14 protein-coding genes and 1 pseudogene are annotated in these 25,764 nt (G+C 51.3%); 9 read left to right on the top strand and 6 right to left on the bottom strand.

The genetic code is table 11. The features are described from left to right. The gene (locus tag BO18_RS23285) at window positions 1-1,128 is read right to left on the bottom strand and encodes an NAD(P) transhydrogenase subunit alpha (RefSeq protein WP_034450024.1); all 1,128 of its coding nucleotides are present in this window, start codon (window positions 1,126-1,128) and stop codon (window positions 1-3) included. A 157-nt stretch (window positions 1,129-1,285) separates the two neighbouring features. Next, window positions 1,286-2,794, bottom strand: a complete 1,509-nt coding sequence (locus tag BO18_RS23280) for a hypothetical protein (protein WP_034450023.1) — start codon at window positions 2,792-2,794, stop codon at window positions 1,286-1,288. A 269-nt stretch (window positions 2,795-3,063) separates the two neighbouring features. Between BO18_RS23280 and BO18_RS23275 the strand changes: the two genes are divergently transcribed. From BO18_RS23275 to BO18_RS23265, 3 genes are read left to right on the top strand one after another with little or no spacing between them, the layout of a single operon-like run. Next, complete coding sequence (locus BO18_RS23275) at window positions 3,064-3,951, top strand: hypothetical protein (protein WP_185752558.1); 888 nt, start codon at window positions 3,064-3,066, stop codon at window positions 3,949-3,951. Next, window positions 3,948-5,516, top strand: a complete 1,569-nt coding sequence (locus tag BO18_RS23270) for an ArnT family glycosyltransferase (RefSeq protein WP_034450021.1) — start codon at window positions 3,948-3,950, stop codon at window positions 5,514-5,516. Before BO18_RS23275 ends, BO18_RS23270 begins: the two co-directional genes overlap by 4 nt. Then, entirely contained in the window at window positions 5,513-7,342 is a 1,830-nt protein-coding gene (locus tag BO18_RS23265) for a phospholipid carrier-dependent glycosyltransferase (RefSeq protein ID WP_081861220.1), read from the top strand. Before BO18_RS23270 ends, BO18_RS23265 begins: the two co-directional genes overlap by 4 nt. A gap of 2 nt (window positions 7,343-7,344) precedes the next feature. Here BO18_RS23265 and BO18_RS23260 read toward each other — a convergent pair whose 3' ends face one another. Continuing rightward, window positions 7,345-7,977: a hypothetical protein gene (locus tag BO18_RS23260; protein ID WP_034450018.1), complete on the bottom strand. Its 633-nt coding sequence runs from the start codon at window positions 7,975-7,977 to the stop codon at window positions 7,345-7,347. Window positions 7,978-8,130: 153 nt separating this feature from the next. Here BO18_RS23260 and BO18_RS23255 point away from each other — a divergent pair, with 153 nt between their 5' ends. The 6 genes and pseudogenes from BO18_RS23255 to BO18_RS33415 all read left to right on the top strand — a co-directional run bounded on the left by BO18_RS23255 (window position 8,131) and on the right by BO18_RS33415 (window position 17,611). Further along, on the top strand, window positions 8,131-9,606 hold the full coding sequence (locus BO18_RS23255) for an SseB family protein (RefSeq protein WP_034450016.1): 1,476 nt from the start codon (window positions 8,131-8,133) through the stop codon (window positions 9,604-9,606). A gap of 164 nt (window positions 9,607-9,770) precedes the next feature. Next, entirely contained in the window at window positions 9,771-13,262 is a 3,492-nt protein-coding gene (locus BO18_RS23250) for an ABC transporter ATP-binding protein/permease (RefSeq protein ID WP_034450015.1), read from the top strand. Between the two features lie 311 nt (window positions 13,263-13,573). Next, window positions 13,574-13,927, top strand: a complete 354-nt coding sequence (locus BO18_RS23245) for a hypothetical protein (protein WP_034450013.1) — start codon at window positions 13,574-13,576, stop codon at window positions 13,925-13,927. Window positions 13,928-14,056: 129 nt separating this feature from the next. Beyond that, a pseudogene (locus tag BO18_RS36530) lies at window positions 14,057-14,689 on the top strand (flavin reductase); the annotation flags it as partial. Between the two features lie 90 nt (window positions 14,690-14,779). Then, window positions 14,780-15,316, top strand: a complete 537-nt coding sequence (gene rbr, locus BO18_RS36525) for a rubrerythrin (RefSeq protein WP_034451650.1) — start codon at window positions 14,780-14,782, stop codon at window positions 15,314-15,316. Between the two features lie 255 nt (window positions 15,317-15,571). Next, entirely contained in the window at window positions 15,572-17,611 is a 2,040-nt protein-coding gene (locus tag BO18_RS33415; protein ID WP_051689090.1) for a DUF6273 domain-containing protein, read from the top strand. A gap of 422 nt (window positions 17,612-18,033) precedes the next feature. Here BO18_RS33415 and BO18_RS23220 read toward each other — a convergent pair whose 3' ends face one another. From BO18_RS23220 to BO18_RS35375, 3 genes are read right to left on the bottom strand one after another with little or no spacing between them, the layout of a single operon-like run. Then, window positions 18,034-20,763 carry a DegV family protein gene (locus BO18_RS23220; RefSeq protein ID WP_051689089.1) on the bottom strand — a complete coding sequence of 910 codons (2,730 nt, stop codon included), beginning with the start codon at window positions 20,761-20,763 and terminating at the stop codon, window positions 18,034-18,036. Further along, window positions 20,760-23,315, bottom strand: coding sequence for an ATP-binding protein (locus tag BO18_RS23215; protein WP_034450010.1), 2,556 nt, complete (start codon window positions 23,313-23,315; stop codon window positions 20,760-20,762). Before BO18_RS23215 ends, BO18_RS23220 begins: the two co-directional genes overlap by 4 nt. A gap of 5 nt (window positions 23,316-23,320) precedes the next feature. Beyond that, window positions 23,321-25,681, bottom strand: coding sequence for a GGDEF/HDGYP domain-containing response regulator (locus BO18_RS35375; protein ID WP_051689088.1), 2,361 nt, complete (start codon window positions 25,679-25,681; stop codon window positions 23,321-23,323). Between the last annotated feature and the right edge of the window lie 83 nt (window positions 25,682-25,764).

The following is a 25,764-nucleotide window of genomic DNA, read 5'->3' as shown; positions in this document are numbered from 1 at the left end:
TTAACCCTCCTTAAATCTCTCGTGGATGATGGCTCCGCCCTGTGTGAGCAGGCACCCCTTCATGATCTCATCGGACAGGTTGACTTCGAATTCCTTGGACTCCTTGTTGTAGAAGTGGGTGAGGAAAGCGGAGATGTTGCCGGAGAGCATCTTGGATGCATCCCAAGGTACCTGACGCTGGAGTTCGTCACCGGGCATGATGATTACGCCGTTGTCCGTGACAACTTCCTTTGTGGGATCGGATCCTTCGACGTTACCGCCTGTGGAAACCGCCATATCCACGATGATCGAACCGGGCTGCATTCTCTCGATAACGTCCTTCTTGATAAGGACGGGAGCCTTGCGGCCGAATACCTTGGCGGTTGTGATAACTATATTTGCCTTCTCGCAGACTTTAGCCTGAGCTTCCTGCTGCTTGGCGATCTGCTCGGGAGTGAGCTCTTTTGCGTAGCCCTGAGCTGTCTGGCCCATCTCGCCAAGGTCGATCTTGACGAAGTTTGCGCCCAAGGACTTAACCTGCTCTTCGACTACCGGTCTTGTATCGAATGCGTCTACACGTGCACCGAGTCTCTTTGCGGTCGCGATAGCCTGAAGGCCTGCAACGCCAACGCCGATAACGAATACTCTTGCAGGATTGATCGTTCCTGCAGGCGTAACCATCATCGGGAGGATCTTGGGCATATGTGCTGCTGCGTTGAGCACTGCGACATAGCCTGCGAGAGATGTCTGTGAAGACTGAACGTCCATCTTCTGAGCGAGAGTCGTTCTGGGGATCATCTCGAGGGAAACTGCCTGGATGTTGTTCTTGGCGAATCCGTTAAGAAGATCTTTCTCGTTGAAGGGATCTAAGAAGCTGATGTGAACCGTATCGGGGTTCATTCCGTCAGCTGAATCGGGCTTAAGGATCCTGACAACAATCTCGGCATCGCTAAGTCCGTCTTTTTCTGTCTTGACGATCTTGGCGCCGGCCTGTTCGTAATCCGCATCTTCAAAGCCGCTCTTGAGACCGGCACCGCTTACGACCGTGAACTCAAAGCCCATGCCTGTGAGCTTCTTGATGTCATCGGGAATAAGGGCAACGCGCGTCTCGGCAGGCAGACTTTCCTTGCATACCAGAACTTTCTTCATTTGCACACCTCTTCTGACTTGGATTGTGTGGACATGGAAATCTACACGCTAACTTTCAAAGTATAAAACAAAGCCCCACCGATTTAAAGGGCGGGGCTTTAGTTAATTAAATTAAATTTACGGTCCGGAATATCACTAATTGTCGAAATATCCGTCCTTATTTGCCGAAATATTCGTCCTTGAGTTCTCCGACACCTTCCACTATATCCTCCACGAGATGCTTGAATTCACGCTTGTCCATCTTGGTGACATCAGTGAAGTTTCCGGGAACGTTCGGCATAGGATCGTGCCTGTCGATAGTGATGGTCAGCTCGAGAGCCTTGACGCCGGCGACAGCTTCATCGTCGCCCCTTAAGTTCGTGAGCAGGAAGATATACTTGTCACCCTTCTGTATGAGGTTGCCCTTGACGGAATAGTCGGAATACTTGTCCTTATATCTGATTGAGAAATCGCCGGCTCTTCTGTCCCATTCGATCTTCAAAGCGTTCCCGGTGGTCTCGAGTTCCTGGTCGTAATCCCGGTTGTCACCGTAATCGGCATATACGCGCCTGAGCTGTGTCTCCGTAGTCTTTATGACTGCCTCGTATGCGCTTGAAGTGTTCGTCTCGACGGAATATGTGATCGAGAAGCCTTCGCCTGTTCTCTTGTCCTCACCGGCAAGGCTCATCTCTTTGGACTTTGTTACGTTCTTGCCGAGAGCCAGAGTAAGCTCGTAGTCATCCTTGCCATATTCCAATTCGGCTTCGAACTGTGCGAGTCTTCTGCCTGACTTCGTTACGTAGAAAACGAGCTGGAGCTCAAGGTCATCGATCTCTTCAAGCTCGTCTTCGATATCGTCGAGATAATCGTAGAAACGGTCAACGTAATCGTCGGGTTCCTCTCTAAGAGAACCGTTTGAAGCGATGCGGTAGAGGAACTTCTCGAGCTCCTTGTCGTTGTTTGCGTATTCGATAAGATCTGCGCCTGCCTGAGCCAGAGCTTCTTCGTCAATGGTGAGCGTGACAGCGGTGCAGGGGATCTTCTCATCGCCTACCGTGATCGTCTTGCTTGAAGTTCCGACATCGGAATACTTGACGAGGAGCTCGATCGCGCGGGTCCTGTATTTTGTGTTCATGTTGGACATGTCGCGCTGGAGATTCTTATCGTTCTTGACGGTATCCCTCAGGTTCATGAAATAGTCGTACTGTTCGTCCGTGAGGGAGTAGTCGGTCTCTTCATCGGGATCGAAAATGGAGCCCGGAAGGTTCTTTTCGAGATTCTTGATGTTGACGCCGTATGAGCCGTCAAACAACTCGGGGCACGTCATGGCCATCCTGTCTGAGTTGCAGAGGATCCTGGGCTGGAAAACGACCTCGTCGTCATCCTTGAGAGTCAGCTCGTAAGCGCTCTTCATGTCCTTGGCGTCAAGGTATATCTTGCCCTGTACTGCAAGGTCGTTCTTGAGGACCTTGTCCAGATCGGCCGAAACAGAAATGGAACCGCCGTTTATGACGTCATCCGCAACATCAAAGACTTCAAGCTTTTTCGCATCAGAGATCGTGTTGGCGAAAGCCCTTACGATCAAGGCGCTGGGCCTGTTGGCAACCGCGATGGAAGTCACTACCAGAGCAACGAGCGCCGCTGCTCCGATCGAACCGCCTATGATCAGCCCCTTCTTCTTATCCATAACCAGTCCCTCCTGTTTCCAAACGTAAAAAAAGTATAACACATAAACAGCAATATGACTCGCCGTGCCTAGCCGCCGGTTGTACCGGCATCCGTCTGTTTGCTCGCAATTTACACGCATACACCTGCAAAATCTCACGGCATATGAGGGAGTTTGTCAGGTTGAAAACGGCTTTTTCCAATATTATTATTAAAGAATGAGGTAAAGCGTCTCCTGCCGTGAGGGAAAGCTTCCGGGCTTGTTGGCGGAGACATGGGGGGATGGTTGTTATGACCAAGGAAAAACGGAGGGCTGTATTTAAGTCCGGTTATAAGTTCCTGATCGGGGGGATCCTGGCGGTCCTCCTGTGCGTATCTGTGTTTTTGGCTGTCGGGCTGAGCAATTACATAGCGCTTGGGACGAAGACAGGAGAGATGGGCTGGACCGTCTCTTCCGATGAGGATGCGGCAGGCATCGGCGTAGGTGTCATCGAGTCATATTCGACCGAGACGGAGCCGTCTGAGACCGAGGCTGTCGTAATGGTTCCGACGCTGAGCGAGCACGACGACATAAAGATATTCACCACCACAGTTGCAGGCGACAATTACTATTCCGCCAAGAACGAGAAACTCGAACTCTATATCGTGCCCAAGGAGAGGGAAGGCTACAAGCCCTGGATACTGGAGGGCATCGGTTTTGAGGTGCTCGGCTTTTCGAGGGACGGATGGGCCGCCATTGATTTCCGCGGCAACAGGTATTACGTCAAGAGTTCTGACATAATCAAGGCGGAAGCGCCTGAGGATGCTCTCGAAAAACATGTCGATCCCGTGGATTCACAGTCTGTCAGGTTCTTTACCCCCGTTGATGGAGACATGGAATATGTGGTAAGTCTCAATACCAGGGGCTACAGTCTTCCCGATGTCATGAGCAGCGGCAACAAGATCGATCTCAAAGAAGGGGAGAGGGCAGTGGTCGTCGCCACATGCGGCGAATGGTACAAGATAATCTACATGAACGCCGAGTACTATGTCCTCAGCTATCTTGAGCCCAGAGACACATATCTCGAAAAGCATCCCGATGCCGAGATAACGGACAACACCGGATATGAACCCGTGGCCGTGGGGGCGGAGGATGCTTCCAGGATCCTTGAGTTTTCAGAGAAGGAGTCTGAAGATTGACCATTAAGCAGGACAAAGTAACCGGAGTACTGGCGAAGCACCCGTTCGTAATAACGGCGCTTCTCGTTCTCGTCGTGCTGATCGCGACCGGAATGCAGTTGTCCGGAAATGCCGCCTGCTGCGCTCTGATGGTCTGCGGATACCTTCTTGTGGCAGGTTACGGCTTCTATCTCAAAAAGGCGAAAATGCTTACGGACGAGGCGCTTGTAACATTGTTATTCGCTCTCGGATTCGTCATGAGACTGGGTTATACGCTCTATACGGGACTCTACACGAGGCAGTGCGATCTCGGTGAGTTCGAGGAGGGTGTGTACAACACATGGCACTCGGGTTATATCATTTTCGTCAAGGAAAACTGGACCATCCCTAACTTCGATGTCAGGAACATGGGCGAGTTCTATCATCCGCCTTTCCATTACTTTGTCAGCGCCCTGTTCCTGAAGATCTGCGAACTGTTCATGCCGAAGGGAACTCATAATTACGAGGTGCTCCAGGCGCTGTCGTTCCTCTGGACCCAGTATGCGCTGATAATGATATACAAGGTCGTAAAGCTGATCGGGATAAAGAAGGAGAGCCGTGTCACGGCTGCGTTCGTGATCTCCGCTTTCCCGGCATTCACGCTGATGTCAGCATCAATCAACAACGACATATTGTCGATCCTCCTGTTCTTCACGGGGTTCTATTTCGGGCTCAAATGGTATCAGGAAGGATCTTGGAAAAACATCATCCCCGCCGCTCTGAGCATCGGATTCGGCATGATGACTAAGCTCTCTATTGGCATGATCGCGTTCCCTCTGGGATTCCTTTTCGTGGTGAAGCTCATCAGGGACCTGATGAACCGGAGCGAAAAGAAGGCCGGGCTCACATCGTTCCTTCAGCTTGTAGTTTTCGCCGTTATCTGCGCGCCTCTGGGACTCTGGTACCAGGTCAGGAATTACCTGAAGTTCGGCGTGCCATTCACTTATGTCCTGAGGTCAGACAACATCTATCAGGACCTGAGCAGATATTCGCCGGTGCAGAGGATCTTCGGTTTTTACGGGTTCCCGATCGAGGATTACTACATGAATCTCGGTTCGGACGGCGAGCAGGATTACAACATCTTCATCGCGCAGATCAAGACGGCGCTCTTCGGAGGCGAGAACTGCAGGGATGATTTCACCATGAGCATGGCGGGTTATGCGCTCCTGCTCGTATTCCTCGCGCTGATCGTCATCTCGCTGATCGGCATGGTATACACGGTCATAACATTGAAGAAGAGAAAGAGCCTGTGGGAGGATCTTTCCCTGATCGTGCTCGCAATCGCGCAGACGGTGTCGGTCGTATCATTCTCTTTAAGTTATCCGCACATCTGCTCTCAGGATTTCAGGTACAGCACTCCGTTCCTGCTCTGCGGCACGGTATTCCTGCTTAGGGCGGGCGAGATAAAGATACCGGGCACCAAGGAGGATTCGGCTGCCAAATTCATTAAGGTGCTGTCGCTTGTATTCTTCGCTCTTGCTATACTCTTCTATACGATCCTCTGGACTTACGTCAAAGGGGAGGTTCTGGTGGTGGATCCCGTATGATGAGCGAAATAAAGAACACAAAAGATTTCCGCGATACCGCAAAGGGCTTCGGCGTGTGCACCATAGCTGTTCTGATCCTGTATGCCCTTACGGGAATGAACGCCGTAAACATGCGCGAGCTGCACATCTCGGTGCTTATGGCAGTCTTCACCGCATGCTGTGCATTCTACGTCACGTCAGCCTTTGTCACTTCGAATAAAAGGTTCTGGTCGGCAGCATCTGTCCTGCCCGCGTTTGGCCTCTACATGCTCATTTTCAGACTGTCATTTGATGCTGCTCAGAGAATGACCATCGTCTGCCTGTCGATAATGGAAAACGTCATGATGTGGGCGGGCCTCGGCACGGTCGCCATATCGGTTCTCATCCTGATACTGGGACACAAGCTGAAAGAAAAGGACATCTTCACCGCAATACTTGCGGCGGGCTTTGTCATGAGAGCCGTAATGGTGCTCCTGACGCCTCTCAATTTTTTTCAGCACGACGTGTCGAATTTCGAGAGCGACGGAACGTGCTTTCACGACGACTACATACTCTATATCGCCAATAATTTTGCGCTGCCGTCGGGAGATGTAAGGGACTACGGAATGTTCTACCATCCGCCGCTTCATTACATGATCAGCGCGATGTTCTTCAGGCTTCAGAACGTCCTGCCCGTAAGGTTTGCAGGCGACATAAACGGTCTGAAGATGCTGCCGATGCTCTGGACGTCTTATCTCATACTTTTCGCGGAGAAGACGCTCGACGTGTTCGGCCTCAAGGGCAGGGCAAAGGCTTTTGCCCTCGTGATGACGGTATTCTGCCCGCAGATGATCTTCCTGTCTATCCAGGTAAACAACGACGCACTGGCGCTCATGCTGTTCGTCGCATCTTTCTATATCGCGCTCAAGTGGTATTCGAAGCCCGAGCTTACGACCATCCTGTTCCTGGCCATCACCATCGGCTGCGCCATGATGACCAAGCTCTCGATGGGCTTCATCGCTTTCCCGGTCGCATTCCTCTTCCTCGTGAAACTCGTTAAGACATACAGGGAAGCAAAGGCGTCAGCAAGGTCGAAGGACAAGTCCGCAAAGAGGCTTTTAAAGGATCTGATAAAGCAGTTCGCCGCGTTTGCCGTCGTGGTATTCCCTCTCGGAATGTGGTTCCCTTTGCGCAACCTCATCTCGTATGGCACGCCGATCACCTATGTTTTCGCGATCGATGAATCCGCAAATCAGGATGTGTGGATGTTTTCTCCCGTACAGAGGCTTTTCGTGCCCTCGAAGGAGATACTTGAGATCCCGTTCCTTCTTGCCGGCGGAACGCTCAGCGATTACAACATCTTCCTGTCGCTTTTAAAGACAGGGCTTTTCGACGAGAGAAAGTCGATGGATGTCTACCTCACGCGCGTTGCACAGATTATGCTCGTTGTGGCTTTCATATATGTTCTCGTGATCATCGTCTGCTCAGTTGCAGGCGCGGTAAAGAGGCTCTCTGCAGGCGGGAAGAAGCTTTCCTTAAAGCCCGAAAATATTGCCCTTTGGATCTTAGCGGCGGTCCTTGTTGTCCCCGAGATCGTGTTCTGTTTCCAGCATCCCGTCGTCTGCACGCAGTCGTTCAGATATATCGCGCCGGTCCTTATCCCGGCTGCCGTTTGGAGCGGAAGCTTCATTCAGATGAGTGAAGAAGGGAAATCAGGCGCAGTCAAAGCAGGCGCCGCGGTCAAGACCGGTGCCTGGGCTCTTATGGTTATGACTGTCGTTTTCGTACTGATGGTGCTCTTATTCTACGGACCGTTCCCGCAGTATTCGATGCCGTGGGAATTCATGATCTTCAAGAGCACGGGCTGATATCAGCCGTTGCCCTCGCCGGATCCCAGCTTATTGTCGGAAAGCAGATATCTCCAGTGCTTTCCTTCGAGCTCGAAGATCATCTTGACTCCGGCGGACATCTCGTCATCAGTGCCTTCCAGGTCAACAAAAGCAAGGGAACCCGCGATCTTTATCATGTCCTGCTCGATGGATTTGAGGAAATCGCCCGGAGTGGTCTCGACATTGCCGTACTTGCTGTATGAGACGTCCACTGTGGTCAGCGGCACTATGAAGCTTCTGCACTGATCGTCCAGGATACCGGGGAGGATCTCGATAAGCTTATCCTTCAGTTCCTGCGGCAGGTCTGCGACCTCTTCCCAGGTGAGATCTACCTGGCCGTCGGAGTCGCCTCTTATGAAATCGAGCAGATCGCCGTGTGTGGTGAATGCCTTGATGAATTCCTGTTCAAGCGGATCGAAATTGCCGTCCGCACATGCCACGCTCAGGAGAACGCCCTGAAGTATCGTGTCGAACTGCGCGATCGTAAGCGCGGAATCGTAATCTGCGCCCGTGACCTTCTTGAATATCCCGTCCATTGCATAGATCGTGGATATTGCGTGTTCATAGGCTGTTGCAGCCATGTCCAACATGTCCTGTCTGGTCAAATCTCCCATAAGTAATTCCTCACAAAAATCGTTATAAGCGGACTTTAATTCCGCGGTTGGTATAATTCTAGCCCTGACCGGTGCCAAGGTAAAGGCACAAGAGCCTCAGGATGTGATATAATCCCCTTCTGGAAATAAATAATAAAAGGGAGCCACTACAAAATGGGTTTATTCGGAAAGAAAAAGAAGCCTGAGATCCAGAATGAGGAATCTTCAGCAGAGAATACAACAAGCAGCATCTCCGACGAGATGAAGGTCATCCTTGAAGCGCGCGAGGAAGCGCAGCAGGAAAAGGAAGCAAAGGCCATAGAGAGACAGCAGGCCCAGGAAGAGGCCGGCAAGGCTCTGGACCAGAAGGAAAAGGATGCCGGCACTGCGGCCGCAAACATCCTTGAAGGCCACATCACTCCTGAGGGAATGACATTCTTCATGGTCAGCGACGAAGTCCCCATGACTTCCGCACCCGAGATCGAAGGCGACATCATCATCCGCGGCAATGTCAGAGGAACGATAAAGGCAGGCACCGAAGTTTTCCTCTATCAGGGCAGGGGCGACAGATATACTGTCAAGGTCGAGAAGATCAGGAACGAGAGCAGGGAATTCGTCGACGAGGCCTCCAATGAGAGATGCGAGATCGAGATCTCCAGGGGCGATATCCCTGAAGCTGCAAATCCCGATGAGGGTGCTTCCACGCCCGTACAGAGATTCGCGGTCCTTACGGATGCAAAGGGTATCGAAGACATGAGCGATCCGGCATGCAAGGGCATGGCTGTCGCAGGCAACCCCAGAACGATCGCGATGCTGACAGAGTACGGCAGATTCGGCTCCGAGGAGCCTGTTTATTTCGGAACCACGATGGACTGTATCATGACATCGGAGTTCGTAACACTCGCAAAGGTATCACCCGTCAAGAACGGCAAGGGACAGGTCGGTTTCTCCTCCATCAAGACGAAGAAGGATCCCGACAAGAATTACCTTCCCGTATTTACCGACACCAAGATTGCTGCCATCGCGCAGAAGTCGGCTTTCGGCAAGCAGGGAGGCACAACGCAGTTCTTTATGCTGAGCTTCGCACAGCTCGCTGCGATCGCCAGAGACAACCACTACGGCGGATTCATCATCAATCCTTTCGGACCTCTCACCATGACCATAGACAAGGATCTCATCGACAAGATGGTCGGTACACACCTCTTTGCCGAGAGATTCGGTGCAGGCGCTGCGGACAATGCTTCGCTCGCACTCGGCGGAACGGGCAATAAGAGCCTCGACAACTTTATGGCAAACGGCGGTCCGAACATGCCCGGCATGCAGAGGATCGTATTCAGAAATCCCGTCAACACGCCGGAATTCCTGGCACTTGAGAAGGCCATCAAGACTCACTGCGGAACACGTCCGCACATCGTAAAGCTCCTGATCCTTCTCGCAAATCCCGAGAACGATCCCAAGGATGTATCCTATCTGTTCGTCATCGACTGCAAAGAGGAATTTTTCGACGCAGAGGTCAAGGGCATCCTTCCGGTCATAAAGCCGTTCGGAAAGAGCATAAAGAAGGCTCAGTTCCAGCTGTTTGAGAAGATGCCGAGACCCGAGGGCGTCAACGCTAATTTCAAGTGGCTGTACTCGAAGCTCCCCATGTGAGAAGGGTAAGACAATAGAATCTTTAAGGCATCTCGAAAATAAGGAATAAGGGTTTTCGCGCCGGCTGATAAGACAAGAAACCTGTTGAATTGCTCGGATTTTTCCGATAATTCACAGATATCGTAAAGATTGTTAACTGTGCGCATGTTAGAATTTGCGGGACTATGCTACAGATTAAAGACATACATAAGGAATATAAGACCGGGAGCCTCGTTCAGAAGGCCCTGGACGGAGTGTCCCTGAATCTCAGGGATAATGAGTTCGTTGCGATCCTGGGACCTTCGGGTTCTGGCAAGACTACGCTCCTTAACATAATCGGAGGTCTGGACCGTTACGATTCGGGCGACCTCATAATAAACGGCGTTTCCACCAAGCGTTACAGGGACAGGGACTGGGATTCATACAGAAACCACACGATAGGCTTCGTATTCCAGAGCTATAACCTGATCCCGCACCAGACCGTTCTGTCGAATGTCGAGCTCGCGCTCACCATCTCGGGAATATCCAAGAGGGACAGAAGACAGAGGGCTCTGGACGCGCTCGCAAAGGTCGGACTCCGCGAACAGGCACATAAAAAACCGAACCAGATGTCGGGCGGACAGATGCAGCGTGTCGCCATAGCCAGAGCTCTCGTAAACGATCCCGACATCCTTCTGGCAGACGAGCCGACGGGCGCGCTCGATACTGAGACCAGCATCCAGGTCATGGACCTTCTCAAGGAGGTCGCAAAGGACCGCCTGGTCGTAATGGTTACGCATAACCCGGAGCTCGCCGAGGAATACGCCACGAGGATAGTAAAGCTCAAGGACGGAAAGATCATAGGAGACAGCGATCCTTTCGAGCCCGAGGCAAGCGCGGTCACGGCAGCTCCCGTTCACAAGAATCTGGGCAAGGCTTCCATGAGTTTCTTTACTTCGCTCGCTTTGAGCTTCAACAATCTCTGGACCAAGAAGACGAGGACCATACTCGTTGCTTTCGCCGGTTCGATCGGCATCATCGGCATTGCGCTGATCCTGTCGCTCTCGAACGGCGTCAACACTTATATCGACAGGATAGAGGCACAGACATTGTCTCAATATCCGCTGTCCATTGAGTCTTCATCGATCTCTTTTATGTCGATGATGATGGTCTCTACCGAGACGTGGGAGCCTGCCAAGGAAGGCGAAGTCACCGAAGTGCCTTCCGTCAGCCAGCTCCTTTCGACGGTCACAACGAATGACCTTATCTCGCTGAAGGAATATTTCGACAGCGGTGAGACGGATATCTATGAGCTTACGAACGGCGTTGAGTATTCATACGGCCTGGATCCTCAGATCTTCCGCTATGAAAGAGGAAAGAGGGAATACAGACAGGTAAATCCCAACAACGATTTTGCTTCGATGGGACTCACGTCTTCGAGCGTGTTCACATCGGCTTACAGCATGAACGTCTTTTTCGAAATGCCGGAGAATGAGGCGCTCTACATCAACCAGTACGATGTCAAGGCAGGCAGATGGCCCGAGAATTCCCAGGAGGCTGTCCTCGTTCTCACACAGAACGGCGCCGTGTCTGACTACATAATCTACGCTTTCGGATTAAGGGATACCGGTGAGCTCGATAAGATGATCAGGGACTTCAGCAACGGCGTGGAAGTCGTATCCGATCAGGAATACTACACCTGGCATTACGAGGACTTCATGGGCAAGAACTTCAAGGTCGTTCCCGCTTACGAATTCTATAAGTACGACGCTACAAACAAGATCTATACCGACATGAGGAACAGCAGCGATTATATGTGCGACCTCCTGAACAAGGCTCAGGATCTCAAGATCGTCGGCATCGTCCAGCCCAAGAAGGGTGAGGATATATGGATGCTCGATTCGGGCATCTACTACGGCAAGGACCTGGTCGAGGAACTCAGGGAAAGTGCCGAGAAATCAGACATCGTCAAGGCACAGCTTGCTGACCGCGAAGTCAACGTACTGACGGGCGTAAGGTTCGATGAGGAGGAATCCGATTTCGATATGGGCAATCTCTTCTCGATCGATGAGAATGCCATTCAGGATGCATTCAAGTTCGACGAGAGCAAGTTAACCATCGACGAGAGCGCTTTCGGCGACATGAGCGGAATGGATCTGTCGGGCGCGTTCGGCAGCGCGATGCCGGATCTTTCTGCCGACCAGATCATGGGTCTCCTTGACGGAGTGGAACTCAAGATAGATTTCGATGCTCTGGGACAGGGTATGTCGGCCCTTTTCACGGATTATATGGCTTACGCTTCGGAGAATCCGACGACGGATTTCGCAAAGCTCCCCGATGCCATCACGCAGTTCATCAGTTCTGAGGAGGGCAGTGCCGTCTTAAGATCCGAACTCGAAAAGGCGATAGAGGAGAGCGGTGTCACATCGATCGACCAGACTCTGGTCAACACGGCGCTGAACAACATAACGGACGGCTTTGCCGAATACGCTGTCGCGCACGGCATGGACCTCTCCGACCAGTCAAACTACGGCGAATACTTCAGGGAATACCTGGAGAGCGACGAGGGCCGCGAGATCGTCGGCGAGCAGTCCGACATGATCTCGAAAGAGATAACCGACAAGATCGACATCTCCCTCGAGAAGTCGCAGGAGATCGCGGAAGCGCTCCTGGCAAGATACAGCGAATATGCGCTTGAGAACGAGCTGCCCGATCCCCAGGCTCTTCCCCAGTCCCTCGTGGATTATCTCGGAAGCGAGAGAGGCCAGCAGCTCATCATGTACACGATCAACACCGCGGTAAATACCGACGAGATCGTATCGGCAGTCATGACCAATGTTTCGGGTCTGACAACGCAGATGGCAACATCGATAGCATCGGGCGTTGAGAAGGCGATCAGCATGGTCGTTGAGCGTATCGCATCAAACCTGACGACAGCCCTGCAGAATACTTTCGAGGATCTGGGAAGTGCACTGACGATTGATCAGGATGCATTTGCAGATGCATTCCAGTTCAACATGGGTGAGAACGAGCTCCAGTCCTTCATGACTGAGATGATGGGCGGAGGTGTGTCTTCCGCTGAAGGTAACCTCTCCGCATTCGGTTACTGCGACAAGGAAGATCTGCAGTCGATCACCATATATCCGAAGGACTTCGAATCCAAAGACCAGATCACGCAGATCCTGAAGGACTACAACAAGATGGCTGAAGACGCCGGCGAAGACGATAAGAGCATCGTCTACACCGATATCGTCGGAGCCCTTATGAAGTCGGTTACGAAGATCATCAACACGATATCCTACGTGCTCATCGCATTCGTTGCGATCTCGCTCGTCGTATCGTCCATAATGATCGGCGTCATCACATACATCAGCGTTCTCGAGCGCCGCAAGGAGATCGGTATCCTGCGTGCCATGGGTGCATCCAAGCACAACGTAGCACAGGTCTTCAACGCCGAGACCATGATCACGGGCTTCCTTGCCGGCATCATCGGCGTCGGCATCTCGCTGATACTCCTTATCCCGATCAATGCCCTGATCCACAAGCTCGCCGAGTCTTCGGACGTCAGCGCGATCATGCCCTGGGCGGCAGCCATCCTGCTTGTCGTATTGAGCATAGTGCTGACCTTCATAGGCGGTCTCATCCCGTCCAAGTCGGCTTCAAGACAGGATCCGGTAACGGCTCTGAGGACAGAGTAAGGCTCACTGATAACAGAAAGAACTTTGAGTGCACTTTTGCTTATGCGGGAGTGCGCTTTTACTTTCAGGAAATACACCATTTCATTTTCGGGAGTGCACGTTACAGTACGTTATTTGGCCAAAAACCGTACTCAAAAGTGCAAATAGAAGTAAAAGTGCAATTTTAAGTACGGATTATTGCGAAAATCCGTACTCCTTGGTGACTATCTTTTGGAGTGACCGACAAGACGCAAAATCTGTGATCAGTCTTCCTGGTTAGTCTTGAAATACATATCCCCGATGCTAGAATTATAATGGTGGAGAACAAAAATATGAAAAATAGAGTTAAAAAAACAAATCCCTTATTATTTTTTTTAATTGTTTTAATCGCCTTATTTGTTTTTCTTTTATTCCCGAGAAAGATATACCTGAAGGATGGTGGAACTGTTTTGTATCAGAGTGTTGGTCTTGGTTATATATATCAAGTTGAGCAGCGTCACAGGATATATACAGAGGGAAACTATAGTTATTATGAAATTGGTACTCGTGTAATGATTTTCCGTATGGATATCTTTGATGATATCCATGTGGATTATGACCATCCATCCCCTTTGGAACGCTCCCCTGAAATCGAATCTGCAAATAGTGAAATAGATGATATCTTTGCATCGATGCATAACAGTTGATTTCTGTTTTTGCCGTTAACAACTGGCGCATACACTGTGATCTCCTGACCTGTTTTCCGGATTTTCGAAAAAATCAGAATTCATTTATTATTCACCCAAAAACCAAGCTAATTACTATATAATAGATTTATGCTTTCCGCGAGGGAGCGCCAAATCGGGAGAAAGGGGAACAGTATGGACAGCAAAGCCATGTACAACCTGACTTACGGTCTCTTTGTCCTGACTGCCAAAGAAGGCGGCAAAGACAACGGATGCATCGTCAATACCGTATCTCAGGTCACGACGGAACCCAACAGGATCTGTGTTGCCGTAAACAAGCTGAACTACACGCATGACATGATCGTCCGGACAGGCGAGTTCAACGTGTCGATCCTGACGGAGGGTTCGAAGTTTGAGACTTACAAGCATTTCGGATTCCAGAGCGGAAAAGATACCGACAAGATGGAATCGATCGACTTTAAGCGTGCGGCAAACGGTATCGCATATATCGCGAAAGAGACGAATGCCTATCTGTCCGCAAAGGTCGTAAGCACGACGGATCTCGGAACGCATACGCTGTTCCTTGCAGACGTAACGGACGGGGAGATCTTATCGGACGATCCTTCGGTCACTTATGCTTTTTACCAGAAATACATCAAGAAGAGACCCGCGGCGGCTTCTTCCGAAGCTCCGAAGAAAGGCTTCATCTGCACGGTCTGCGGATATATCTACGAAGGCGACACGCTGCCTTCCGATTTCATATGCCCGTGGTGCAAGCACGATGCAAGTTATTTCATTCCCACCGGCGGAGAAGCGCCCGTTAAAGAAACAATAAAAGAAAATACAATAACCAAAACGCAGGAGGAAACAAAAATGAGCAAGTACGCAGGCACACAGACAGAGAAGAACTTACAGGCTGCTTTCGCAGGTGAGTCACAGGCAAGGAATAAGTATACTTATTTCGCATCCAAGGCTAAGAAGGAAGGCTACGAGCAGATCGCAGCACTCTTCCTTAAGACTGCTGACAACGAGAAAGAGCATGCAAAGATGTGGTTCAAGGAGCTCGAGGGCATCGGCACGACAGCTGAGAACCTTGCAGCAGCTGCTGACGGCGAGAACTTCGAGTGGACAGACATGTACGAAGGCTTCGCAAAGACAGCTGAGGAAGAGGGCTTCCCGGCACTCGCAGCAAAGTTCAGAATGGTCGGCGCCATCGAGAAGCATCACGAGGAAAGATACAGAGCTCTCCTTAAGAACGTTGAGGCTCAGGAAGTATTCGCAAAGAGCGAGGTCAAGGTTTGGGAGTGCAGGAACTGCGGTCACATCGTAGTCGGCGAGAAGGCTCCGGAGATCTGCCCTGTATGCGCTCATCCCCAGGCTTATTTCGAAGTCAACGCGGAGAACTACTGATACCTCAGTTACAACTTAAGAACTTAAAGACCGCTCCGGGCATGTGTACCCGGGGCGGTTTTTTCGTGGCCAATAAAGGAACGGATCATTTGCCGCCCGGGCGATCCGGAAACGGCGGGATCACGTGAAAAATGGTACAAACGGGTGATATTAATTTCTGTTGTAATCCATTATTATTTCAATTATATTTTATTAGTGCTTCAGGCCGGCAGTGTTTTCAGCTGCAAACAGACCTCGATCGAAAAGGAGACTGATATGGGTAACAGGAGATTGGAAAAATGTGCGGGCAAAGCCGCCGCAGCGTTTTTATCTGCATCAATGTTCGTCACGTTACTGCCGAATGTGCTTGGAAACGGCACGGTACTGGCGTATGAGAGTAAGGATCAGGATAATACTTTCCTGGGGGTTTCGGGTATATCAAATCCGGAGGCTCCGAAGGATAACAGGGGCTGGACGGGCAACTATGTATATTTCGGAATGTATGACAGTGTACCGATCAAATTCCGTGTGCTGCAGAAAGATTCCCAGGTTTATTCTTCCAGAAAATCCCTGTTCCTGGACAGCGATCTCCCTTTGTTCGACATGAAGTTCGATGACGATGATGCTTCGAAATCATGGAAGGAAAGCGATGTACGGGAATACCTCAACGATGAATTCCTGTATTATGCATTTACTGATACGGATATCAATGCCATCTTAAAGAGCAGCGGCAACGGAAAAGTCTCTTACGGACAGGGATCGTTCCTTAAATATATGTATGGTTCACCGGTTTCTGTTGATGATAAGTTGTTCCTTCTCGATGCGGGTGAATTAACAAACACTGCATACGGGTATTCATCTGATGACGGCTGGGATTATGAAGAACTGTCGGATCTGAATTCTCCTTATGGTTGTTCTTCTCATACGGTCACAACCAGGTTAAAGTACTACTCATCCGGAGAAGCATACTGGATGCGTTCATCCTCAAGAGGGTTTTCCCAAAATGCCGGGTACGTCCATAAGAACGGAGTTTTGGCAACTTGTAATGCCGGCAGCAATTATTGTGGCGTTGCACCTGCATTAAACATCGACCAGAGTTATATTATCTTTTCTTCCAGGACCGGAGAGATAGCAGACGATTTCAAGCTTACTTTACTTGACAATAAGCTCAATATCGCACTTCAGAACGGACTTGCCTGTGATACAGACGGCGCCGGAAACGTAACTGTCCCGTTCGCCATCTCAGGATCGCATTCGTCCGATGTCAACAGAGTATCCGTACTGATCCTCGACAAGGAATATACGGCAGGCAACACCAACGGGGCTAAGATCCTCTACTACGATTCCATTGCCGAAGAATTCGCCAAGAAGGACACCGGCTCATTTAAATTCCCCTCATCTCTGGATCCCGAGAAATGGGGAAAGGACTACCATGTGTATATCCTTGCTGAGATGGCATGCGCTGAATATCTTACTGATTATGCGAGCAGACCGCTCGAGATATCTTCGCCCTTCAAGCCTGTTCACAGAAACGAATGGGTCGAAGCAGACGGCATCTGGCATTACTATGACGGCGACGGAAACATGGTCAAAGGCGGCTGGTATGAGATCAAGAAGGTCTGGTATTACTTCAATGCTGACGGCGACATGATGACTGACTGGCAGCAGATCGGAGGCTCATGGTATTACCTGGGCAGCGACGGTGCCATGAGGACAGGCTGGAAGCAGATCGGCGGGAAGTGGTATTACTTCAAGAGCAACGGTGTCATGGTAACCGGCTGGCAGCAGATCGGCGGCAAGTGGTATTACTTTAACACCAGCGGCGTAATGCAGACCGGCTGGCAGCAGATCAGCGGTAAATGGTACTTCTTTGACGGTAACGGCATCATGCAGACAGGCTGGTACGCGAGCGGCAGTTCCTGGTATTACCTGGGTACCGACGGTGTGATGGTGACAGGCTGGAAGGAGATCGGCGGTTCCTGGTATTACTTCAACAGCAAGGGCATCATGCAGAAAAACTGGCAGCAGATCAGCGGTAAATGGTATTACTTTAACGACAGCGGTGCGATGCAGACGGGTCTTACTAAGATCGGCGGTACAACGTACTACTTCAAGGCTGACGGCACGATGGCAACAGGCTGGGTTGAGATCAGCGGTTCGTGGTACTATTTCGAGTCCTCCGGCGCAATGCATACCGGATGGCTGGAGTCAGGCGGAAAGACATATTACTTCAAGGCTGACGGCAAGATGGTCACGGGATGGATCGAGATCGACGGCGTCTGGCACCGCTTCAACGACAAGGGCGAGAAGTATTAAGGCTATATTTTGTATATTTAAAGCACAGGGCTGTCTCAGGTGAGCAGCCCTTATCTTTGCAAAGAAGTTCCTGTAGACGGATTGAATTTATTCGGCAAAGATTCGGCTATGCCATATTTTTGCTAGTTTTTTCTAAGATGATGCTTGAAAAATACGGCAAATGATCCGGCAGTGCCGCATAGTTGCCGAATTAAATCCGGCCTATGTGCCTGGCTTGAAAAAGCAGGCTGAAACCTCGGCTGTAGCCGGGCTTTTAGCCGGGTTTTCTGAAAAAACTGATCAAAAGCAGGCTGAAACCTCGGCTGTAGCCGGGCTTTTCGCCGGGTTTTTGAAACCACTTCGGAGATAACACCTTATTGTGTCCGCGTAAGCGTGGCGGTGATAAGCAGACGTGATTAGATGCGGTGATCAGATAATCCCCGTCACTTCTCCATGTACAGCAGTCCGAATGTGCCGGCGCCACAGTTGACCGCGATGGCAGGGGAGGCCTGCTTGAAGTAGATCTCATCGAAATGCATGCGCTTCTCGATCTGCTCGCGGATCCAGTCCAGATCGTGCTTGTTAATGCCGACGTAGGTTACGAAGAGAACTCTCGTGTCGATGGACGCGCCGCGGTTCAGGACGGAGCTGATGTATGCTTTCCATGCCTTTTCCCTTGAGCCGAAGTAGGACATGCCTACGCCCATCTTACCTTTGCGCAGGACGAGGATGGGGCGCACCATGAGCGACTTGACGATGTTGGCGGTGCCGTTGCCGACCTGGCCGGCGCGTGCGAGGAAGTCAAGATTGTCTACGATGAAGCTCGTATGGATCTTCTTCTTTACGACTTCGAGATCCTTGATGATCTCTTCGGGCGTAAGACCTGCTTCGGCCATCCTGCATGCTTCTATCGCGAGAAGACCCTGGCCGCTCGACAGGTGCGCGGAATCGATTACGAAAACGTTGTCGAAAGACTTCGACGCATCGAGCGCGGGCTTATATCCGCTGTGCTCGATCTTGCTCGAGATCGAGATGTGGACGATGTTGTTTGAGTATGAAAGCTGCTTTGCGAAGAACTCCTCGACCTCTCTAACCGTAGGTCCCTGAGGCAGGACGATATGGTTCGGATCTTCCATATACTTGAGGACGCCCAGAGTCTCTATCTCCTTGCCGTCCTTGAAGATGCCTTCTTCCGTGTGGACCTTGTGGGGGAGGACAGCAATGCCGTACTTCTCGATGATCTCGGGTGAGAGGTCGGCGACGCTCTCCGTGGTAATGACGATGCTCTTACGCTTCTTGGCGCCCTTCATCCAGGAGATGGACTCCTCGGCGATCTCGCTCCTGTTGCCGGTGATCTTGACGATCTCCTTCGGCAGGTGGTTGTAGAGCTCGTTCTCGAGTGCCTCGCCGCTAACGGGCTTGGCAAGATATCCGTCGAAATTCTCGCGGGCATAGAGTGCGCGGTTCTCCTCATCGGCATTGGCCGTGAGGATGACGATCGCCGATTCACGGCAGCGGCCGCCCGTCTGATCCTTGATCTGGCGTCTGCACTCGATGCCGTCCATCTCGGGCATCAGGTGATCCATGAAGATGACGTCGTACTTGATGTTAAGAGTTTTTCTCAAAGCTTCAACGCCGCTCGAAGCCGTGTCGATACGGACTTTGGTATCACGCAGGAGCTTGCTGACGACCATGAGGTTGGCCTCGTTGTCGTCGACGACCAGGATCCTCGCCTGGGGTGCTTCGAACTTGGGAAGGTACTCCTTCTTGCGCCCAGTGGTGCTGCCTGCCTTTGCGAAGTCGTAGTTGCCGACGGAGCCCTCTCTCTCGACGCGCTGGGGGATCTCGATGATGAATGTCGAACCTTTCTTGTAAACGCTGTTTACGGTGATCTTACCGCCCATGAGGTCGACCAGCTGCTTTACGATCGAGAGTCCCAGACCGGTTCCTTCGATGTGCTTTGTGGCTGTCTCGTCAACTCTCTTGAAGGCGGAGAAGAGGTAGGGGATGTCCTCTGACTTGATGCCGATGCCGGTGTCCGTGACCATGTAGATCATGTTGCAGGTCTTGTCTTCCTTCATCTCGCACTGTACCGTCAGGGATACAGAACCTTCTTTGGTGTATTTGATGGCATTGTTGATGACGTTTATGAGGATCTGCTTGATGCGGACCTCATCGCCGACTAGTTCAGCCGGGATATCGGGAGATACATCCACGGTGAAGTCGAGTTTCTTGTCCTTTGCCCTGATCCAGAGCATTCCGACGATGTCTGAGAGCATGTCGCCGGTGTGATACGGCTCTATCAGGAGCTGCATGCTTCCTGACTGGAACTTGCTCATGTCGAGGATATCGTTGATGAGGCTTAACAGGAGTTTTCCTGCAGCTTTGATGTTGACTGCGTCTTCTACTACTTCCTCACTTACGTCCTCGCGGAGGATCATCTCATTGAGGCCGATGATGGTGTTGATAGGTGTTCTGATCTCGTGGCTCATGTTGGAGAAGAAGCTGTTCTGCGACTTGTTCAGCATGACGATCTCTTTACGCTGGCGCTCGGCAGTTACGAGCTGTTCGTTGAGCCTGAATCTCGTGTAGGACATGATGATGCCCATTACGACCTGGAAGACTGAGAAGATGGTGAAGTTGGCGAGCTCGTTCGGTTCGATCGCGCCGTTGGAGACCATGTAGAACATGAATGACGCCATCGCAGCGTTGGAGAGCAGCGCGATGATGACATATGCTATCGGGTTGAAATATACGCAGAGAGGGACTACCAGCGCAACAGTCATAAACAGCGTGGTGTCGAGTGTTCCGCGTGCAAGGGAGTTGACGATTACGAGAGATACTACCCAAAGATAAAGCGAGATGCCCATGAAATGGTTGAGCACATATACTGTGCGGTATCTTGTCTCAAAGTCCTTCATGGCATGGTTTATGCCGAACATCCAGATGAGAACGACGGCGAGAAGCCATACATAGCAGATCTGATGGTAAAGTACCGTCGTGCCGCCGAAATAAGCCGGGTAAACAAATGTGAGCGTCAGGAATATGACCGCGGCGAGGAATGCAAGGATCATGGTGACGCGGGTGGGTCCGACGGATTCATAGTAAGCTGATTTGATCGCTTCAGGATCGTTGCTCGAAGGCTTGAAAAGATATCTCAACATGTCTCTCATACCTTATCACCTCCGTTGCTTTCGGGTTCGAACTCGAAGACTTCATCCTCTTCGTCGTCGGAAAGGAGCAGCTCCTTTATGTCCGCCGTGACGCGGTTGTAGTCCATGAGCATCTGTTCGTGATTATCGAGGATATATTCCTCGTTGTCTTCTTTCGCTGCCTGCTCCAGAGCTTTCGCCTTCTCGGACAGCGCGGCTATGCCGATCATCTTCGAAGTGCTCTTCAGGGCATGAACGAGTATCTCATAGTTATGCCAGTCGCGTACGGAGTAATAGTTCTTCATTGCAGCCATCTTGTCGGCGCTCTCTGTTGCGAACTGGATGAGGAGCGACCTGTAGAAATCGACGTCTCCCACGCAGTAGCTGATGCCTGCGACGGTGTCGATGCCGCTCTTTTTGAGTTCCTCCATCGGATCCTTCTCTGCAGCCGGTTTGGAAGATGCCTCCTGCGGGATCTCGTCTTTTACCGATGTTTCCTCTTCCGCTATCTCGCTCGCATCGACGAACGATATCGAGGATTTGGGGAGGACTTGCTTCAATACGCGCTCAAGCTCCTCGATCTCGACTGGTTTGCTTACGAAGCCGTCGAAGCCTTCCTTAAGGAACATCTGCTTTGCAGAGCTCATGGCATTGGCTGTGAGTGCAACTACCGGTATCGAGCCGTTTAATCCGGCGACATCGGTCCTTATCCTCTTCATGGCTTCGACGCCGTCCATTCCGCTCATCATGTGATCCATGAATATGATGTCGAATACTTTTTCGCGGCAGATGTCGATGGATTCCTGACCTGAGGAAGCGGTGATGACCTTCATGCCGTATCTTCCGAAGATGCTCTTAGCGACCACGAGGTTCATGGACTCATCGTCAACGACGAGCGCCCTTACGCCTTCGCAGCGCAGCAGTTTTACGTTCTCTTCCTTGGTGTCGACAGTGGAGTTCAGTATGGATACGACAGGGAAGCAGTAGAAAGGCTTCTCGAGTATCTTAACGTGTGTGTTCTTGGGAAGGATCATGCCTTCGTTTGCGACGACGGCAACGACCATCTCTTTCGCGAGTTCCTCAATGAGATCGACATTGTCGTTGTATTCCTCTTCCGCGATGAACAGGTGCGTCAGATGAACGGAGTTCTTGAGGAGTTTCAGGTTTTCAGCGTTGTTAACGCGGTGCATCTGGACGCCTAAGCCCTTAACTATGTTGAGTACCATTGAGTTGTAGTAGTCTCTGACTGCCGGATTCTCGTATTTCTCGAAATGCAGGAACGCGCCGAGGCAGAGCTTGTCGGGTGCGGCAACGGACATGCAGCTCAAAGGATCGACGATCCTCTGCGGAATGCTGACGGTGACCGTGGTGCCGATGTCGGGCTTGCTGTTGATCGTCATGAAGCCGCCCAGGAGTGAGACGAAGCCTGATGCTATCGCAAGTCCAAGACCAAGACCGCCGCCCTGGCGGGAACGTCCGGAATCAGCCTGATAGAAGCTGTCGTAGACCTTCTCGAGTTCGTATTCGGTCATGCCCTTGCCGGTATCGGTGACTTCGATGTTGAGGTTAAGTCCGTACTCATGCTTGGCTGCCGTGATCCTTACGTAGACGCCGCCTTTCTGCGTGTACTTGAGACCGTTGGTGATGAGCGCCTTCAAAACTTTCTTGAGCTTGGCAACGTCGGAATTCATTACCGCCGGGATCGAGGGATCGACGTCGATGATGAGCTCAACATTCTTGGATTTATACTGCTTTACGTCAGTGACGAGATCGTGGAGAACGGAAGAGAGCATGTAGTCTTCATTGTTGCAGACTGCCTTCTTACGGTCGATCTCGGAATAGTCGAGGATGTCGCTTATCTGCTCTGCGACCTTGCGTCCGGAGTCCCTTACCGCTATCAGATCGTGCTGTATCTCGCGGTTCTTGGACTTGTCGATGGCAAGGCTGGTAAGACCGATGATGGCATTTACCGGAGTCCTCAGTTCGTGAGAGACGTTTGCGAGGAAATCGTTGAGACGTTCGGTCGCTTCCTTGAGCTGTTCGACCTCGTCATTGGAACTGCTGAGGACCTGAAGCCATCTGTCGATTATCGTTTTCGCGAACCTGCCGATGAAGTAGACCATGCAGAGGTGGAGGATGATGCGCGTTATCATGAGAGCGTCGAAGGTCTCGCCGCCGATTATCAGCATCACGATCTCGTAGATCATCGTGACATAGTAGGTGAACTGGCAGAGCGTGATGAGGGGCTTTTTGCCGGTCATGATGTTGAGCGTGATAATCGCGGACATTACGATAGCGAGATCGAACGTGCTCGTATCGTGGATGCCGTAGAAGAAGAAACATCCCATCATCAGGATCGCATAGATCCAGATGCGGATGTTCGCGGGCGTGTTATGCCTTATGTGGAGCGTCCAGGCTACGATGACACCGACGAAGATGAGCAGTATCGCCCATTTTTCCCAACCCATGAGAAATGATTCGGCTATCAGTATCATGGAAAAGATAGTGTAACTTACAAGAAGCGTCAGGTGGGAGGACTGAAACATATCTTTGATGTCGGTTGTCGTAGTCATAAGGATTATCCCCTGTATTTGTATTCTTTATCTTCCTCTATGATCTCCAGCATTATTTCCGCGAAATGCGGATCGAACTGTCTGCCTGATCCGGACTTCAGTTCATCTTTTATCATTTCCTGCGTGAGGCGCGTCCTGTAGATCCTGTCGCTCGACATGGCGTCATAAGCGTCAGCCACGGCTATTATCCTGGCCTCTTCGGGGATGGCGCTGCCGCTGAGCCTGTCGGGATAACCGGTGCCGTCATACCTCTCGTGGTGATGTTTTGCGCCCAGCGCGAACTTGGGATCGCTCTCGATATTCTGAAGGATGGATGCGCCCATCTCGGAATGCTTCTTGACCAGCGCGTATTCTTCTTCGGTGAGCTTGCCCATCTTGTTGAGAACGGAGATCGGGATGCCGATCTTGCCGACATCGTGAAGGATCGCGATCATGTAGATCTCGTCCTGTCTCTCATCGGAGAAACCGAGTCTTTTGGCTATCATCCTCGAATACTCAGCGACGCGGCTTGAATGGCCTTTGGTATAAACGTCCTTTGTATCGATCGCCGCTGCGAGGCAGCTTATGGCCTGCAGGAACAGAGCCTTGTTTTCCTTTGTCTTCTGCTCGACCTCGAAATAGAGCTGCTTCTGTAAAGTGACGAGCTGTATGAGGTTATTGACGCGCAAAAGGAGGACTTCGGGAACGAAGGGCTTTCTTATGAAGTCCATCGCGCCCAGCTGCAGGCCTTCTCTCTCGGAGCCTTCGCTCTCGTCAGCCGTCAGGAATATGACGGGGATCTTAGATGCGGCCGACTCGAGGGAATGGAGCTTCTTTATCGCGTCGAAACCGCCCATTCCGGGCATCTTGACGTCCAGGAGTATCAGACTCGGCATCTCGGCTTCCTTGTCCAGGTACTCGAAAAGGGCCTCTCCCGATCTTAATGCGACGACATGAAGTCCGCCCGAACTGAGGATCTTGCCCGCAACCTGGAGATTGATGACGTCGTCATCAACGACAACGACAGTCCTGACCTTCTCCTTTTCGGCGGGTTCTGTATAGCTGCCGATGAATTCCGACTCGTATGTGATAACGAGATTGGTTATCTTCCTGGCGTTCCAGGGATCCATGATGTGTGATATGACCTTGCCTACGGAGTCGGCCCTGATGTCCGTGAGGAATACAAAATACTGGTTCTTGCTGTTCCTCATGAAGATATCCGACTTGCGGAGGGATTCCCTGATGTGGTTACCGAATTCGTCAACGCCGTCGTAGAAATCGTTGTCCGCCGTTCCGTTCTCGGGTGAGAGCGTGAAAAGGACCTTACATGCGTTGATGTGGTGTCTCATTATGTATCTGATGACATAGCGGTAGACAGGGGAGAAGGAGTCCTTGTCGAGCTGGAGCGCGACATCGTGGATGGAACGCTCGCCCAGGATCTCGGAGATCGCGTGGATGTCTGCGGCCGATGTCTCCTGTCCGTTGTCGACGTCATCGTCGTAGAGTCCGTAACCGTGCTTGCCGTTTTTCTTGATGATGTAGAGAGCTTTGTCGGCGAGCTTTAAGAGTGAATTGTAATCGTTTCCGAATCTCGGAACGAAGATGCCTCCGATGGAAGCTCCGAGCGGTATGCTCATGTCCTCGCCCATCAGTTCCTTTGCCCTGCGGGTGATGTTATCGTTGATGGTCTGGGCTATCTCGGCAACCGCCTTCTCGGTCGTGACGCCGAGTGCGAAAGCGGTGAACTCGTCGCCACCGATCCTTCCGCATTTGCTGCCTGAAGGAACTGCCGAACGGATGATGTCCGCACATGCGATGAGGACCTTGTCGCCCATCTCATGTCCGTAAAGGTCGTTTACGAGCTTGAATGAATCGAGGTCGATCATCATGAGGCAGCCGGTGGAATTGGAGCATGTCTTTGAGAGTTCGACGCCTGTCGCTCCTTTGTTGAGGAGACCTGTCAGTTTATCGATCGTGGCTTCACTCTTAAGGCTCTGCATCTCCTGTGAGTTCGACATGATGTTGTCGATCCTCCTGAGGAGGACGTCGGGATTGAAAGGCTTTCTGATAAAGTCGGATACGCCGACCTCAAAGCCTCTCGTCTCGGTGTCGACATCCTCATCCGCCGTAAGGAAGATGACGGGAGTCTTCATCAGACCCTTCTGCTGCTCTATCTGCCTGAGTTTCCCAAGCGTCTCGAAGCCGTCCATCACGGGCATCTTGATGTCAAGAAGCACCAGATCCGGCATGCCGTTTGTGTCAACGTACTCGAGAAAAGCACTGCCCGATTTGAGGGCGGTAACGCGCATGTTGTTCTTACTCAGGATATGACCTGCCATCTTAAGATTGGCAGTGTCGTCATCTACGACAATAATCCACTTCGCCATATGTGATCACCCCGTTTTTATACAAAAGAAAGCACTAATGCTAATAATATAGCACACGAGGATATAGGTTTTTCTTACCTTCT

This window comes from Butyrivibrio sp. AE2032 (assembly GCF_000702965.1).
This window is presented reverse-complemented; position numbering and strand designations above follow the sequence as displayed.

Bases quoted from the DNA above. Each gene is read 5' to 3' on its own strand.
- BO18_RS23280 (WP_034450023.1), bottom strand. From the start codon at position 2,794: ATGGATAAGAAGAAGGGGCTGATCATAGGCGGTTCGATCGGAGCAGCG.
- BO18_RS33415 (WP_051689090.1), top strand. From the start codon at position 15,572: ATGGGTAACAGGAGATTGGAAAAATGTGCGGGCAAAGCCGCCGCAGCG.
- BO18_RS23220 (WP_051689089.1), bottom strand. From the start codon at position 20,763: ATGAGAGACATGTTGAGATATCTTTTCAAGCCTTCGAGCAACGATCCT.
- BO18_RS23250 (WP_034450015.1), top strand. From the start codon at position 9,771: ATGCTACAGATTAAAGACATACATAAGGAATATAAGACCGGGAGCCTC.
- BO18_RS23255 (WP_034450016.1), top strand. From the start codon at position 8,131: ATGGGTTTATTCGGAAAGAAAAAGAAGCCTGAGATCCAGAATGAGGAA.
- BO18_RS23265 (WP_081861220.1), top strand. From the start codon at position 5,513: ATGATGAGCGAAATAAAGAACACAAAAGATTTCCGCGATACCGCAAAG.
- BO18_RS23245 (WP_034450013.1), top strand. From the start codon at position 13,574: ATGAAAAATAGAGTTAAAAAAACAAATCCCTTATTATTTTTTTTAATT.
- BO18_RS35375 (WP_051689088.1), bottom strand. From the start codon at position 25,681: ATGGCGAAGTGGATTATTGTCGTAGATGACGACACTGCCAATCTTAAG.
- rbr (WP_034451650.1), top strand. From the start codon at position 14,780: ATGAGCAAGTACGCAGGCACACAGACAGAGAAGAACTTACAGGCTGCT.
- BO18_RS23275 (WP_185752558.1), top strand. From the start codon at position 3,064: ATGACCAAGGAAAAACGGAGGGCTGTATTTAAGTCCGGTTATAAGTTC.
- BO18_RS23260 (WP_034450018.1), bottom strand. From the start codon at position 7,977: ATGGGAGATTTGACCAGACAGGACATGTTGGACATGGCTGCAACAGCC.
- BO18_RS23215 (WP_034450010.1), bottom strand. From the start codon at position 23,315: ATGACTACGACAACCGACATCAAAGATATGTTTCAGTCCTCCCACCTG.
- BO18_RS23285 (WP_034450024.1), bottom strand. From the start codon at position 1,128: ATGAAGAAAGTTCTGGTATGCAAGGAAAGTCTGCCTGCCGAGACGCGC.